A 13549-nucleotide genomic window follows, 5' to 3' on the forward strand; every position below is an offset into this window, starting at 1 on the left:
GCGCGCGGCCCGTGCCCACGCGTTGTGCCGCGCCTGTCACGACGCCGCCAGGCTCGTCGAGTGTGACCCCTTTCACCTGCGAAGACAGGGGCAGGTCCGGGTGCGGAGCGGTTCCGGCCTGCTGCTACCGTGGGGGAGACACAACGTCCTTTAAGGCCCGTCCTGTGAGGCGGGGAAGGAGGTTTCGCGGTGAATGCTGCCTCCCGGCCGGAACGGCCGGTAGCGGCGCGCGTGGCGGACGGTGATCCCCGGTCCAAGGCCGTTCTGGAGGGTCCCGACATCAGGCGCGCGCTGACCCGTATCGCACACGAGATCCTTGAGCGGACCAAGGGCGGCCATGACGTCCTGCTGCTCGGCATCCAGACCCGCGGCGTGACGCTGGCCGAGCGGCTGGCCGGTGCGCTGCGCGAGGTCGAGGGCCGCCCGGTGCCCTGGGGCTCGCTCGATGTGACCATGTACCGGGACGACCTGCGGATGCGGCCCGCCCGCGCCCTCGGCCGCACCGAGCTGCCCGCGGAGGGCGTCGACGACAAGATCGTCGTGCTGGTCGACGACGTGCTGTTCTCCGGGCGGACGGTGCGCGCCGCGCTGGACTCCCTCAACGACCTCGGCCGGCCGCGCGCCGTCCAGCTGGCCGTCCTGGTCGACCGCGGGCACCGGGAGCTGCCGATCCGCGCCGACTACGTGGGCAAGAACCTGCCCACCTCGATGCGGGAGACCGTGAAGGTCCTGCTGGACGAGAACGACGGACGCGACGCGGTGCTGCTCGGGCCGGTGCCGTCCGACCCTGCGGGGGGTGCCGAATGAACCGCCATCTGATCTCCGCCGCCGACCTGAGCCGCGACGACGCGCTGCTCGTCCTCGACACGGCCGAGGAGCTCGCGCAGATCGCGGGCCGCTCCATCAAGAAGCTGCCGACGCTGCGCGGCCGGACGGTCGTCAACCTCTTCTTCGAGGACTCCACCCGTACCCGCATCTCGTTCGAGGCCGCGGCCAAGCGGCTGTCCGCCGACGTCATCAACTTCTCCGCGAAGGGGTCGAGCGTGTCCAAGGGCGAGAGCCTGAAGGACACGGCCCTCACGCTGGAGGCGATGGGCGCGGACGGCGTCGTCATCCGGCACGGCGCGTCGGGCGCGCCCCACCGGCTCGCCGGCTGGGTGCAGGGCAGCGTGGTCAACGCCGGTGACGGCACGCACGAGCACCCCACCCAGGCGCTCTTGGACGCGTTCACGATGCGCAAGCGCCTCGGTGACCTGGAGGGCCGCAAGGTCACGATCGTGGGCGACGTCCTGCACAGCCGTGTGGCGCGATCCAACGTTCTGCTGCTGAACACGCTCGGCGCGGACGTCACCCTGGTCGCGCCCCCGACGCTGCTGCCGGTCGCCATCGACACGTGGCCGTGCTCGGTGTCCTACGACCTGGACGGCGTCCTCTCCAAGAGCGACGTCATCATGATGCTGCGCGTCCAGCAGGAGCGGATGAACGCGGCCTACTTCCCGACCGTGCGCGAGTACAGCCGCCGCTACGGGCTGGACGCCGAGCGCATGGCGCAGCTGCCCGAGCACGCCATCGTCATGCACCCCGGGCCGATGAACCGCGGCGTCGAGATCGCCGCCGAGGTCGCCGACTCCGTCCGTTCCACGATCGTCGAGCAGGTCGCCAACGGCGTCAGCGCCCGCATGGCCGTCCTGTACCTGCTGCTCGGAGGCTCCGAGTCGGCGATCGGCAAGGAGGTCTCCCAGTGACGACGTACATCATCAAGGGCGCCCGGATCCTCGGTGGCGAGGCCGCCGACATCCTGGTCCGCGAGGGTGCCATCGCCGAGGTGGGGCGGGGCCTGGACGAGGCCGGCGCGCAGATCATCGACGCCGATGGGCTCATCGCCCTCCCCGGCCTGGTCGACCTCCACACCCATCTGCGCGAGCCCGGCCGTGAGGACGCCGAGACCGTCGAGTCCGGGACGAAGGCCGCCGCGATGGGCGGATACACCGCCGTCCACGCGATGGCCAACACCGACCCGGTCGCCGACACGGCCGGCGTGGTGGAGCAGGTGTGGCGCCTCGGGCGCGAGGCCGGGTACTGCGACGTCCAGCCCGTCGGGGCCGTCACGCGCGGCATCGCCGGCGAGCAGCTCGCCGAACTGGGCGCGATGGCCGACTCGGCCGCGCGGGTGCGGGTGTTCTCCGACGACGGCCACTGCGTGTCGGACGCGGTCATCATGCGCCGCGCGCTGGAGTACGTGAAGGCGTTCGACGGCGTCGTCGCCCAGCACGCGCAGGAGCCGCGCCTCACCGAGGGCTCGCAGATGAACGAGGGCGAGATGTCGGCCGCGCTCGGCCTGCGCGGCTGGCCCGCCGTCGCCGAGGAGGCGATCATCGCCCGGGACGTGCTGCTCGCCCAGCACGTCGGGTCGCGGCTGCACGTCTGCCACGTGTCCACCGCCGGGTCGGTGGAGATCATCCGGTGGGCGAAGAGCAAGGGCTGCCCGGTGACCGCCGAGGTCACCCCGCACCACCTGCTGCTGAACGACGCCAAGGCCGGGACGTACGACCCGATCTTCAAGGTCAACCCGCCGCTGCGCACCGCCGACGATGTCACCGCGCTGCGGCACGCCCTCGCCGACGGGACGATCGACTGCGTCGCCACCGACCACGCCCCGCACCCGGTCGAGGCCAAGGAGACCGAGTGGGCGGTGGCCGCGATGGGGATGATCGGGCTGGAGACGGCGCTCCCGGTCGTCCAGGAGGCCATGGTCGAGACCGGCCTGCTCGACTGGGCCGGGGTCGCCGACCGCATGTCCCGCCGTCCCGCCCGCATCGGCCGCCTTTCCGGACAGGGTCGTCCGCTGGAGGCAGGTTCGCCCGCCAACATCACGCTGTACGACCCGTTGCCGCGCCGTGCCGTGGACCCGTCCGCGATGACCTCCAAGAGCCGCAACACCCCGTTCGCGGGGCTGGAACTGCCCGGCCGGGTCGTCGCGACGTTCCTGCGCGGCAAGCCGACCGTCCTGGAAGGGAAGCTTCAATGAACCCTGCTCTGCTCGTTCTGGAAGACGGCAGGGTGTTCCACGGGGTCGCGTACGGGGCCGAGGGGGAGACCTTCGGTGAGATGGTCTTCAACACCGGGATGACCGGCTATCAGGAGACGCTCACCGATCCCTCCTATGCCCGGCAGATCGTGGCCATGACGTCCCCCCACATCGGCAACACCGGCATGAACGGCGAGGACCCCGAGTCCGGCCGCATCCAGGTGGCCGGCTATGTGGTGCGTGAGCCCGCCCGTGTGGCGTCCAACTGGCGCGCCACCGGGTCGCTGGGGTCCGCGCTGCGCGAGCAGGGCGTGGTGGGCATCGCCATCCCGGGCACGCGCGCGCTGACGCGGCACCTGCGCGACAGGGGGGCGATGCGCGCCGCCATCTTCAGCGGGCCGGCGGCCATGGCGCCCGATGAGGACGCCCTTGTGGAGCGTGTGCGGCAGAGCCCTTCGATGGAGGGCGCCGACCTTGCAAAGGACGTTTCCACCAAGGAGCCTTACGTCATCCCGGCGAAGGGTGAGAAGCGCTACACCGTCGCGGCGGTGGACCTCGGCATCAAGGCGATGACGCCGTACCGGATGTCCGAGCGGGGCTGCGAAGTGCACGTCCTGCCCGCGGCCAGCACGGCCGAGCAGATCCTCGCCCTCAGGCCCGACGGCGTGTTCTTCTCCAACGGCCCCGGTGACCCCGTCGCCGCCGGCTACGCCGTGGACGCGCTCAAGGGCGTCCTCGACACCGGAACCCCGTTCTTCGGCATCTGCTTCGGCAACCAGATCTTCGGCCGTGCGCTCGGCCTCGGCACCTACAAGCTGAGGTTCGGCCACCGGGGCATCAACCAGCCCGTCCAGGACCGCGCGACCGGCAAGGTCGTCGTCTCGGCCCACAACCACGGGTTCGCGGTCGACGCGCCCGCGGACGGCCCGTTCGACACCCCCTACGGCCCCGCTGAAGTCAGCCACATCAACCTCAACGACGGCTGCGTCGAGGGGCTGAGGCTCCTCGAACGCCCCGCGTTCAGCGTCCAGTACCACCCGGAGGCCGCCGCAGGCCCGCACGACGCGTCCGGGCTCTTCGACCGTTTCTGCGAGCTCATGGAGGCGTCGAGGTAATGCCGCGTCGTGAAGACCTGAAGTCCGTCCTGGTCATCGGCTCCGGGCCGATCGTCATCGGCCAGGCGTGCGAGTTCGACTACTCCGGCACCCAGGCGTGCCGGGTGCTGAAGGCCGAGGGCCTGCGGGTGACGCTGGTCAACAGCAACCCGGCCACGATCATGACCGACCCCGAGTTCGCCGACGCCACCTACGTCGAGCCGATTACCCCCGAGGTCGTCGAGAAGATCATCGCCAAGGAGCGGCCGGACGCGCTGCTGCCGACCCTCGGCGGCCAGACGGCGCTGAACACGGCCATCGCGCTCTACGAGGGCGGTGTCCTCGCCAAGTACGGGGTCGAGCTGATCGGTGCCGACGTGGCGGCGATCCAGGCCGGCGAGAACCGCGAGCGGTTCAAGGAGGTCGTCGCCAAGGTCGCGCGTGAGCAGGGCCTGAACGCCGAGTCCGCCCGGTCGGTCATCTGCCACACGATGGACGAATGCCTCGCGGCGGCCGGCGAGCTGGGCTACCCGCTGGTGGTGCGGCCGTCGTTCACGATGGGCGGGCGGGGCTCCGGCTTCGCCCACGACGAGAACGACCTGCGCCGCATCGCCGGCGCCGGGCTCGACGCGTCCCCGACCAGCGAGGTCCTTCTGGAGGAGTCGATCCTCGGCTGGAAGGAGTACGAGCTGGAGGTCATGCGCGACCGCCACGACAATGTGGTGATCGTGTGCTCCATCGAGAACCTCGACCCGATGGGCGTGCACACCGGCGACTCGATCACGGTCGCGCCCGCGCTGACGCTGACCGACCGCGAGTACCAGAACATGCGGGACGTCGCGATCGCGGTGATCCGCGAGGTGGGCGTCGACACCGGCGGCTGCAACATCCAGTTCGCGGTGCATCCCGGCACCGGCCGGATGATCGTCATCGAGATGAACCCGCGGGTGTCGCGGTCGTCGGCGCTGGCGTCCAAGGCCACCGGCTTCCCCATCGCCAAGATCGCGGCGAAGCTGGCGATCGGCTACACCCTGGACGAGATCCCGAACGACATCACCCGGGAGACGCCCGCGTCGTTCGAGCCCACGCTCGACTACGTCGTGGTGAAGGTGCCCCGGTTCGCGTTCGAGAAGTTCCCCGGCGCCGACGGCACGCTCACCACGCACATGAAGTCCGTGGGCGAGGCCATGGCCATCGGACGCTGCTTCACCGAGGCCCTGCAGAAGGCGCTGCGGTCGCTGGAGCAGAAGGGCTCGTCGTTCAGCTGGGCCGGTGAGGCGGACGCCGCCAAGCTGGTCGAGTCCGCCAAGCGCCCGCATGACGGACGCCTCAAGGACGTCCAGCGCGCGCTCTGGGCCGGGGCCACCATCGAGGAGCTGTACGAGGCGACCGGCATCGATCCCTGGTTCCTCGACCAGATCGCCGCCATCAACGAGGTCGCCGAGGAGATCCGCACCGCCGACGACGCGCTCACCAAGGACAAGCTGCTGCGCGCCAAGCGGCACGGGTTCTCCGACGCGCAGATCGGCGAGCTGCGCGGCCTCTCCGAGGAGGTCGTCAGGGAGCTTCGGCACGCGCTCGGGATCCGCCCCGTCTACCTGACGGTCGACACCTGCGCCGCCGAATTCGAGGCACGGACTCCCTACCTGTACTCGGCCTACGACGAGGAGACCGAGGTCCCGCCGGGGACCAAGCCCAAGGTCATCATCCTGGGCAGCGGCCCCAACCGCATCGGCCAGGGCGTCGAGTTCGACTACTCGTGCGTCCACGCGTCGTTCACACTGGCCGAGGCCGGCTACGAGACCGTGATGGTCAACTGCAACCCCGAGACGGTCTCCACCGACTACGACACCTCCGACCGGCTCTACTTCGAGCCCCTGACACTGGAGGACGTCCTAGAGACCGTCTACGCGGAACAGCAGTCCGGTGAGGTCGCGGGTGTCATCGTCCAACTCGGCGGCCAGACGCCCTTGGGGCTGGCCCAGAAGCTCAAGGACGCCGGAGTGCCCATCGTGGGCACCTCCCCGGAGAGCATCCACCTCGCCGAGGAGCGGGGCGCGTTCGGGCACGTCCTGCACAGGGCGGGGCTGCTCGCGCCCAAGCACGGCACCGCCACGTCCTACGAGGAGGCACGCGAGATCGCCGAGGAGATCGGCTATCCCGTGCTCGTCCGTCCCTCGTACGTGCTCGGCGGGCGCGGCATGGAGATCGTGTACGACGACGTCACGCTGGAGTCGTACATGACCCGTGCCACGGAGGCGAGCCCCGAACACCCCGTCCTGGTCGACCGCTTCCTGGACGAGGCCATCGAGATCGACGTGGACGCCCTGTTCGATGGCGAGGAGCTCTACCTCGGCGGTGTCATGGAGCACATCGAGGAGGCCGGCATCCACTCCGGCGACTCGGCGTGCGCCCTCCCGCCGATCACTCTTGGGCACGACGACATCCGCCGCATCCGGGAGTCGACGGAGGCGCTCGCACGCGGCGTCGGCGTACGCGGGCTCATGAACGTCCAGTACGCGCTCTCCGCGGGTGTCCTGTACGTGCTGGAGGCGAACCCGCGGGCGTCCCGCACGGTGCCGTTCGTGTCCAAGGCGACGGCCGTGCCTCTCGCCAAGGCGGCGGCTCGCGTCATGATGGGCGCCACCATCGCCGAACTGCGCGCGGAGGGCCTGCTGCCCGAGACGGGCGACGGCGGCGACCTGCCGCTGGACGCGCCCATCGCGGTGAAGGAGGCCGTCCTGCCGTTCGACCGGTTCCGCAACGAGCGCGGGCAGGGCGTCGACATCGTCCTCGGCCCCGAGATGCGCTCGACCGGCGAGGTCATGGGCATCGACGAGGTGTTCGGCACCGCGTTCGCCAAGTCGCAGCAGGCCGCCTACGGGTCGCTGCCGACCAAGGGGCGCGCGTTCGTGTCCGTGGCGAACCGCGACAAACGGCACATGGTGTTCCCGGTGAAGCGCCTCGCTGACCTGGGCTTTGAGATTCTTGCCACGGAAGGGACCGCGGAGGTCCTGCGCCGCAACGGCGTGCGTGCCAAGATCGTGCGCAAGCACAGCGCAGGTCCGGGCCCGTCCGGCGAGCCCACGATCGTGCGGCGCATCCTGGACGGCGAGGTCGATCTCATCGTCAACACGCCCTTCGGCAGCCCCGGCCAGTCCGGGCCGCGGCTCGACGGTTACGAGATCCGCACCGCGGCGGTGCTGCGGGGCGTACCGTGCGTAACGACCGTGCAGGGCCTCGCGGCGGCCGTGCAGGGCATCGAGGCCGTCGCCGGCGGCCAGGTCGGCGTCCGCTCCCTCCAGGAGCACGCCGAGCGGCTCAGCGGCGCGCACGGCCGGACGGGAGCGCCGGACGGCACCGTGACGCCCGGGTGACGACAGGCCGCGCGGGACCGGCGGGCGGTGCGTCCGCCCGGCCCCGCGCGGCGCATGACGAGGAGAGGGAGACGGGTGTCCGACACGCCGGTGCAGACCTCGGCGACGGTCCTGACGGTCCGCCAGGTGCAGGACTACCACGCGATGACGCTGGTGGCCCCGGCCATCGCCGAGCGGTTCCGGCCCGGCCAGTTCGTGGCGCTCGCCGTCGGCGGCGAGTACACGTCCCGCCTGGTCCGCCGCTGCTTCGGGGTGCACGAGGTCAAATCCGACTACGGCGGCACCGTCGAGCTGGTGTTCGCCGACACCGAGCCCGGCACCGGCTGGCTCGCCGGCCGCCGCTCCCGCGACCAGATCGACCTCGTCGGGCCGCTCGGCCGCCCGTTCCGGCTGCCCCGCGACCCGGTGAACTGCCTGCTCGTGGGCGGCGGGCCCGGCGGTGCGTCGGTGTTCGCGCTCGCCGACACGCTGCTGCGGCGCGGCTGCCGGGTGCACTTCGTGCTCGGCGGGGCCTCGGCCCGGCAGGTGTTCGGCTCCCGGATGGCGCAGCGCATCGGCGACAGTTCCACCGTCGCCACCGAGGACGGCTCGATGGGGGAGAAGGGCACGGTCCGCGACGTCCTGCCCCGCGTCATCGAGGAGACCGGCGCCGACGTCGTCTACGGCTGCGGCCCCACCGGCCTGCTGCGCTCGGTCACGCAGGTCGCCGGCGACTTCGGCCTCCCCTCGCAGGTGTCGGTGCAGGAGTTCCTCCAGGAGACCGGCGCGTGCGGCATCGGCGTGTGCATGACGTGCATGCTCCCCGTCCACGGTGATGACGGCGTGACCCGCATGGTCCGCGCCTGCGCGGACGGTCCCGTCCTGCGCGGCGACCGCGTCCGCTGGGGCGACCTCGGCACCATCCCGTTCGACGCGCTGGGCGCGCCGCGCGTCCTGAACGTCTCCGAGGGGGGCTCGCGGTGAGCGACCGGCTCAGGGCCGCACTCGGGCCTTTGGAACTCCCCAACCCCGTCATGACGGCCTCCGGGTGCGGCGGGACGGGACGTGAGCTCGCCCAGTTCTTCGACCTCAACCGCCTGGGGGCGTTCGTCACCACGTCGGTGACGCCGCAAGCGCGCGCGGGACGTCCCACACCACGCGTGGCCGAGACACCCAGCGGACTCCTGACCGCCATGGGCCTGCCCGGGCCGGGCGTGGAGGCGTTCTTGGAACGTGACCTGCCGTGGCTCATGGAACAGGACGTCCGCACGATCGTCTCCGTCGCCGGCGGCAGCATCGAGGAGTACGGCGACCTGGCGCGCCGCCTGCGGGGCGTCCCCGGCATCGCCGCGATCGAGGTCAACGTCGCCTGCCCGAACGTCGAGGACCGCGGCCGCGTGTTCGCCTGGCACCCGGCCGCCGCCGCGTCCGTCGTCCGCGCCGTCCGCGACCACACCCGGCCCGGCGTCCCGATCTTCGCCAAGCTGGCCCCGGACGTGACCGACATCACCACGATCGCGCTCGCCTGCGTCGACGCCGGCGCCGACGGCCTCACCCTGATCAACACCATGGAGGCCATGGCGATCGACCCGAAGACGCTCCGTCCCGCCCTCACCGGCGTGTCGGGCGGCCTGTCGGGCCCCGCCATCCGGCCCCTCGCGGTCCGCTGCGTCTACCAGGTGCACGCCGCGCTGCCCACCACGCCCATCATCGGCGTCGGCGGCATCGCCACCGGCCTGGACGCGCTGGAGTTCATCCTCGCCGGGGCGTCCGCCGTCGCCGTCGGCACCGCCCTCTTCCACGACCCGGCGGCCGGCCCCCGCGTCCTGCGCGAGTTGGAGGAGGCCCTCGCTGCCCGCCGCATCGGGCGCCTCGCCGACGCCGTCGGCCTCGCGCACAAGCCCGCCGGCTACGTCCCGCCCCAGGTGCGCCCGCAAGAGCCCGAGAAGGAGAAACTGTGACCGCCCCCATCGCCGTCGCGCTGGACGCGCCCGACCTGGAGACGGCCGCGCGCTGGGCCACCCTGGTCACGCCGCACGTCTCCACCGTCAAGGTGGGGCTGGAGCTCTACCTGCGGTACGGGCCCGACGTCGTCGCCAGCGTCCGCGGCGCCAGCCGCGTCCAGGTCTTCCTGGACCTCAAGCTCCACGACATCCCCGCGACCGTCCGCGGCGCCGCCCGCGCCGTGGCGCGCCTCAAGCCGTCCTACCTGACCGTGCACGCCGCCGGGGGACCCGCGATGATCCGGGCCGCCGTGGAGGCCGCCCCCGCCACCAAGATCGCCGCGGTGACGGTGCTGACGTCCCTCGGCGAGGCCGACCTCACCGCCCTCGGCATCGCCGGACCGGCCCCCGACGCCGTCCGCCGCCTCGCCGCCCTCGCCGTCGAGGCGGGCGCCCAGGCGCTCGTCTGCTCCCCGCAGGAGGCCGCCGCCGTCCGCGCCGAGGTCGGCCCCGGCATCACGCTCATCACCCCCGGGGTCCGTCCCGCCGGCGCCGCCAACCAGGACCAGGCCCGCGTGGCCACCCCCGAAGCCGCCCTGGCGGCCGGCGCCGACCTGCTGGTGATCGGCCGCCCCATCACCGGAGCCCCCGACCCCGGCGCCGCCGCGGCCGCCATAGCCGCCGCCCTGCGCAGAGCCTGCTGACCCCGGAGCGCGGCGGTGGGCGCACCCCGGGTCGGTGGGCGGGGTCCGGCCCGCCGGGCCGGGATTGGGGTGCGGCGCGAGTATGACCAGAACTGCATTCTGGCAAGTTTCTCTGGCGCGTGGGATCGCGCATTGTGGTTTTAGTCGCATGCGAAAATCGAGACCGGTGTGTTCGCATTGCGAGTGCGCGTCGAACGAGGAACTCGTTCACGCGGAGTGGCGTTTCCCGCCGGAGACGCCTCCGATGGGGCGGCCGGTCGTTCCGCGTCCATGGGGCGCCCTGGCGGTGGGCGGGGAGCTGAGTGCGGTGGCGCGGTCCTCCGAGCGGGAGCGGATCTTGGCGGGGCCGGATGTTGTCGAGGATGACAGTAACGGTGCCGCCGCGACGTGCGGAACGGCCGGGCGTGACGAGGGTCACTCGGTCGGGATCGTTTGTGGGGGACCTCACAGGGGAGTGCCCGGCGGCCGCCGGACGGGCCCGCCGGCGGGGGCCGGAAGCGCGGCGGGAGGGCCCCCGGCGGACGCGAACCGCAGCGACATGCGGGGATCGAGTGCCGCATTTGGGGGCAGAAAGGGGGGATTTTCACGATCATGCGAAAGTCCCAGCACGGCGCGGGGATGCGCCGCCGACCCTCCGCGATTGTGTACACTCTGTATTCAGGACACTCCGGGGAGTGATTTTCGCGAATTTATGGTGGGCTAAACGGCACTTCACGTTGCCTTATGGGCGGTGAACTCGCTAGTTTCCCAACCCGTCCGACTCCGTCGAGTGGAAACCTGAGGTGACCCGGCGTGGCTCTTCCGCCCCTAACCCCCGAACAGCGCGCCGCAGCCCTGGAGAAGGCTGCCAAGGCTCGCAAGGAGCGGGCCGAGGTTAAGAACAAGCTCAAGCACGGGGGAACCTCGCTTGCCGAGGTTCTCAAAGAGGGTCAGTCCGACGACGTCATCGGCAAGATGAAGGTGTCGGCCCTCCTGGAATCGCTGCCCGGTGTGGGCAAGGTCCGTGCGAAGCAGATCATGGAGCGCCTCGGCATCGCCGAGTCCCGCCGCGTGCGGGGTCTCGGCGCGAACCAGCGCGCGTCCCTGGAGAGCGAGTTCGGCGGAAGTGCGAACCGCTGACGCGCGACTCGCGGGCGGGCGCGGCGGTCAGACCGCCGCGGCCGGCTCGGGGCGACCCGAAACCGGCACCATCCCGCCCGGCTCCGGCGCACCCATCGCTGCGCCGGAAGGCTCCAGAACGCCTGGCCCGCTCGCGCGGCGGCTGACGGTCCTGTCCGGACCGTCGGGCGTCGGCAAGAGCACGGTCGTCGCCGAGATCCGGCGATCACACCCGCGGGTGTGGCTGTCGGTCTCGGTGACCACCCGGGCCCCCCGCCCGGGTGAGACCGATGGTGTGCAGTACTTCTTCGTCGACGACGCCGGTTTCGACCGGCTCGTCGCCGAAGGAGAGCTCCTCGAATGGGCCGAGTTCGCGGGTCACCGCTACGGCACCCCGCGCCGGCCCGTCGAGGAGCGCCTGGCCCGCGGCGAACCGGTGCTCCTGGAGATCGATCTGCAGGGCGCCCGGCAGGTCCGCCGGTCCATGCCGCAGGCGCGACTCGTCTTCCTCGCGCCGCCCAGCTGGGAGGAGCTCGTCCGCCGGCTCACCGGCCGCGGCACCGAGTCCCCCGAGGTGATCGAGCGCCGGCTCGACGCTGCCCGCGTGGAGCTGGCCGCCGAGAAGGAATTCGACGTCACGCTCGTCAACACGTCCGTCCAGGACGTATGCGACGAGCTGGTAGCCTTGATGGCTGTTCAGTAAGCGACCTACCAGGGGAAGGCCACCGAGTGGCAGCCAGCAACGAGGGCATCACCAACCCGTCGATCGACGAGCTCCTGGAGGTCGTCGACACCAAGTACGGCCTCGTGAGCATCGCGGCCAAGCGCGCCCGGCAGATCAACGCCTACTACGCCCAGCTGGGCGAGGGCCTGCTGGAGTACGTCGGTCCGCTCGTCGAGACCCAGGTGCAGGAGAAGCCGCTGTCGATCGCGCTCCGCGAGACGCGCGAGGGCCTCCTGAACGCCGAGCCCATCGAGGGCTGAGGGCACCCCCGCCGCGCGTCCGCCCGGCGCCCGATGGGATGGTGGCGGCATGACCTCCCGTAAGCCGCGCGTCGTCCTCGGCGTGAGCGCCGGAATCGCCGCGTACAAGGCGTGCGAGCTGCTCCGGCGGCTCACCGAGTCCGGGCACGACGTCACCGTCGTCCCGACCGCCGACGCGCTCCGCTTCGTCGGCGAGCCCACCTGGGCCGCCCTGTCGGGCAACCCCGTGTCCCCGCAGGTGTGGGACGGGGTCGCCGAGGTTCCGCACGTCCGGCTGGGGCAGACCGCCGACCTCGTGTTCGTCGCGCCCGCCACCGCCGACCTGCTCGCCCGGGCCGCGCACGGGCTGGCGGACGACCTGCTCACCAACACCCTGCTCACCGCCCGGTGCCCGGTCGTGTTCGCGCCCGCGATGCACACCGAGATGTGGGAGCATCCGGCGACGCGGGCGAACGTGGCGACGCTGCGGTCCCGCGGCGCGCTCGTCGTCGAGCCGGCCTCCGGGCGGCTCACCGGAAAGGACACCGGCCCCGGCCGGCTGCCAGACCCCGCCGAGCTGTTCGAGGTCGCCCGGCATGTCCTGGCCCGGGGCGCGGACGGCCGCGACCTGGCCGGACGGCACGTCGTCGTCTCCGCGGGCGGCACCCGTGAGCCCATCGACCCCGTCCGCTTCATCGGGAACCGCTCGTCCGGCCTGCAGGGCTACGCCCTCGCCCGGACGGCCGTGGCCCGCGGCGCCCGGGTGACGCTCGTGTCCGCCAACGTGGCCCTGCCCGACCCCGCCGGAACCGGGATCGTCTCCGTCGGGTCGGCGGAGGAGATGCACAAGGCCGTGGTGGAGGCCGCCGCCGACGCCGACGCGGTCGTGATGGCCGCCGCCGTCGCCGACTTCCGGCCGTCCGGCTACCGCGGTTCGAAGATCAAGAAGACGGAGGGGGCCGGGCCGGAGCCGATCCGGCTCGTCAAGAACCCCGACATCCTGGCCGAGCTGGGCGAGAACCGGCGCCCCGGCCAGGTGATCGTCGGCTTCGCGGCCGAGACCGACGACGTCCTCGCCAACGGTCGCGCCAAGCTCGCCCGCAAGCGCTGCGACCTCCTCGTCGTCAACCAGGTCGGCGAGGACCTCACGTTCGGGCGACCCGACAACGAGGCGGTGATCCTCGGCTCGGACGGCTCGCAGACCGAGGTGCCGCGCGGTGCCAAGGAGGCGCTCGCCGAGATCGTCTGGGACCTCGTCGGCGCCCGGCTGAAACCGTCGTCTCCGCCGTTCCCGCCGGAGGGCCCGGGAGGCCGTCCCCTCCCGGGGGACGCCGGATGAGGGAAGAGGCCCTTTGACCGGCGA

Annotated in this window: 12 protein-coding genes; all 12 read left to right on the top strand. The window is 72.0% G+C overall.

Features of this window, described 5'->3' with window-relative positions; translation table 11 throughout:
- Window positions 1-231 precede the first annotated feature (231 nt).
- The 12 genes from pyrR to coaBC all read left to right on the top strand — a co-directional run bounded on the left by pyrR (window position 232) and on the right by coaBC (window position 13525).
- The gene (gene pyrR, locus AF1_RS09180) at window positions 232-807 is read left to right on the top strand and encodes a bifunctional pyr operon transcriptional regulator/uracil phosphoribosyltransferase PyrR (protein ID WP_067795072.1); all 576 of its coding nucleotides are present in this window, start codon (window positions 232-234) and stop codon (window positions 805-807) included.
- Window positions 804-1745: an aspartate carbamoyltransferase catalytic subunit gene (locus AF1_RS09185; RefSeq protein ID WP_067795074.1), complete on the top strand. Its 942-nt coding sequence runs from the start codon at window positions 804-806 to the stop codon at window positions 1743-1745. The genes pyrR and AF1_RS09185 overlap by 4 nt, the downstream gene beginning before the upstream one ends.
- Entirely contained in the window at window positions 1742-3028 is a 1287-nt protein-coding gene (locus AF1_RS09190; RefSeq protein ID WP_067795075.1) for a dihydroorotase, read from the top strand. The genes AF1_RS09185 and AF1_RS09190 overlap by 4 nt, the downstream gene beginning before the upstream one ends.
- Window positions 3025-4143: a glutamine-hydrolyzing carbamoyl-phosphate synthase small subunit gene (gene carA / locus AF1_RS09195; RefSeq protein ID WP_067795079.1), complete on the top strand. Its 1119-nt coding sequence runs from the start codon at window positions 3025-3027 to the stop codon at window positions 4141-4143. The genes AF1_RS09190 and carA overlap by 4 nt, the downstream gene beginning before the upstream one ends.
- Complete coding sequence (carB, locus tag AF1_RS09200) at window positions 4143-7499, top strand: carbamoyl-phosphate synthase large subunit (protein WP_067795082.1); 3357 nt, start codon at window positions 4143-4145, stop codon at window positions 7497-7499. Before carA ends, carB begins: the two co-directional genes overlap by 1 nt.
- Window positions 7500-7574: 75 nt before the next feature.
- On the top strand, window positions 7575-8462 hold the full coding sequence (locus AF1_RS09205; RefSeq protein ID WP_067795085.1) for a dihydroorotate dehydrogenase electron transfer subunit: 888 nt from the start codon (window positions 7575-7577) through the stop codon (window positions 8460-8462).
- Window positions 8459-9439: a dihydroorotate dehydrogenase gene (locus AF1_RS09210; RefSeq protein ID WP_067795087.1), complete on the top strand. Its 981-nt coding sequence runs from the start codon at window positions 8459-8461 to the stop codon at window positions 9437-9439. Before AF1_RS09205 ends, AF1_RS09210 begins: the two co-directional genes overlap by 4 nt.
- Complete coding sequence (gene pyrF / locus AF1_RS09215) at window positions 9436-10125, top strand: orotidine-5'-phosphate decarboxylase (RefSeq protein WP_067795090.1); 690 nt, start codon at window positions 9436-9438, stop codon at window positions 10123-10125. The genes AF1_RS09210 and pyrF overlap by 4 nt, the downstream gene beginning before the upstream one ends.
- 792 nt (window positions 10126-10917) lie before the next feature.
- Window positions 10918-11244, top strand: a complete 327-nt coding sequence (mihF, locus tag AF1_RS09220) for an integration host factor, actinobacterial type (RefSeq protein ID WP_067795092.1) — start codon at window positions 10918-10920, stop codon at window positions 11242-11244.
- Window positions 11245-11338: 94 nt separating this feature from the next.
- Window positions 11339-11926 carry a guanylate kinase gene (gene gmk / locus AF1_RS09225; RefSeq protein ID WP_067795187.1) on the top strand — a complete coding sequence of 196 codons (588 nt, stop codon included), beginning with the start codon at window positions 11339-11341 and terminating at the stop codon, window positions 11924-11926.
- A 26-nt stretch (window positions 11927-11952) separates the two neighbouring features.
- Window positions 11953-12207: a DNA-directed RNA polymerase subunit omega gene (gene rpoZ, locus AF1_RS09230; RefSeq protein ID WP_021597645.1), complete on the top strand. Its 255-nt coding sequence runs from the start codon at window positions 11953-11955 to the stop codon at window positions 12205-12207.
- Between the two features lie 49 nt (window positions 12208-12256).
- A complete protein-coding gene (gene coaBC / locus AF1_RS09235) occupies window positions 12257-13525 on the top strand; it encodes a bifunctional phosphopantothenoylcysteine decarboxylase/phosphopantothenate--cysteine ligase CoaBC (protein WP_067795095.1) in 1269 nt (422 codons plus the stop codon).
- Window positions 13526-13549 lie beyond the last annotated feature (24 nt).

It is taken from the genome of Actinomadura formosensis NBRC 14204 (genome assembly GCF_001552155.1).
GTDB lineage: Bacteria > Actinomycetota > Actinomycetes > Streptosporangiales > Streptosporangiaceae > Spirillospora > Spirillospora formosensis.

Coding starts and splice junctions, on each gene's coding strand:
- AF1_RS09185 (WP_067795074.1), top strand. CDS start 804: ATGAACCGCCATCTGATCTCCGCCGCCGACCTGAGCCGCGACGACGCG.
- carA (WP_067795079.1), top strand. CDS start 3,025: ATGAACCCTGCTCTGCTCGTTCTGGAAGACGGCAGGGTGTTCCACGGG.
- carB (WP_067795082.1), top strand. CDS start 4,143: ATGCCGCGTCGTGAAGACCTGAAGTCCGTCCTGGTCATCGGCTCCGGG.
- coaBC (WP_067795095.1), top strand. CDS start 12,257: ATGACCTCCCGTAAGCCGCGCGTCGTCCTCGGCGTGAGCGCCGGAATC.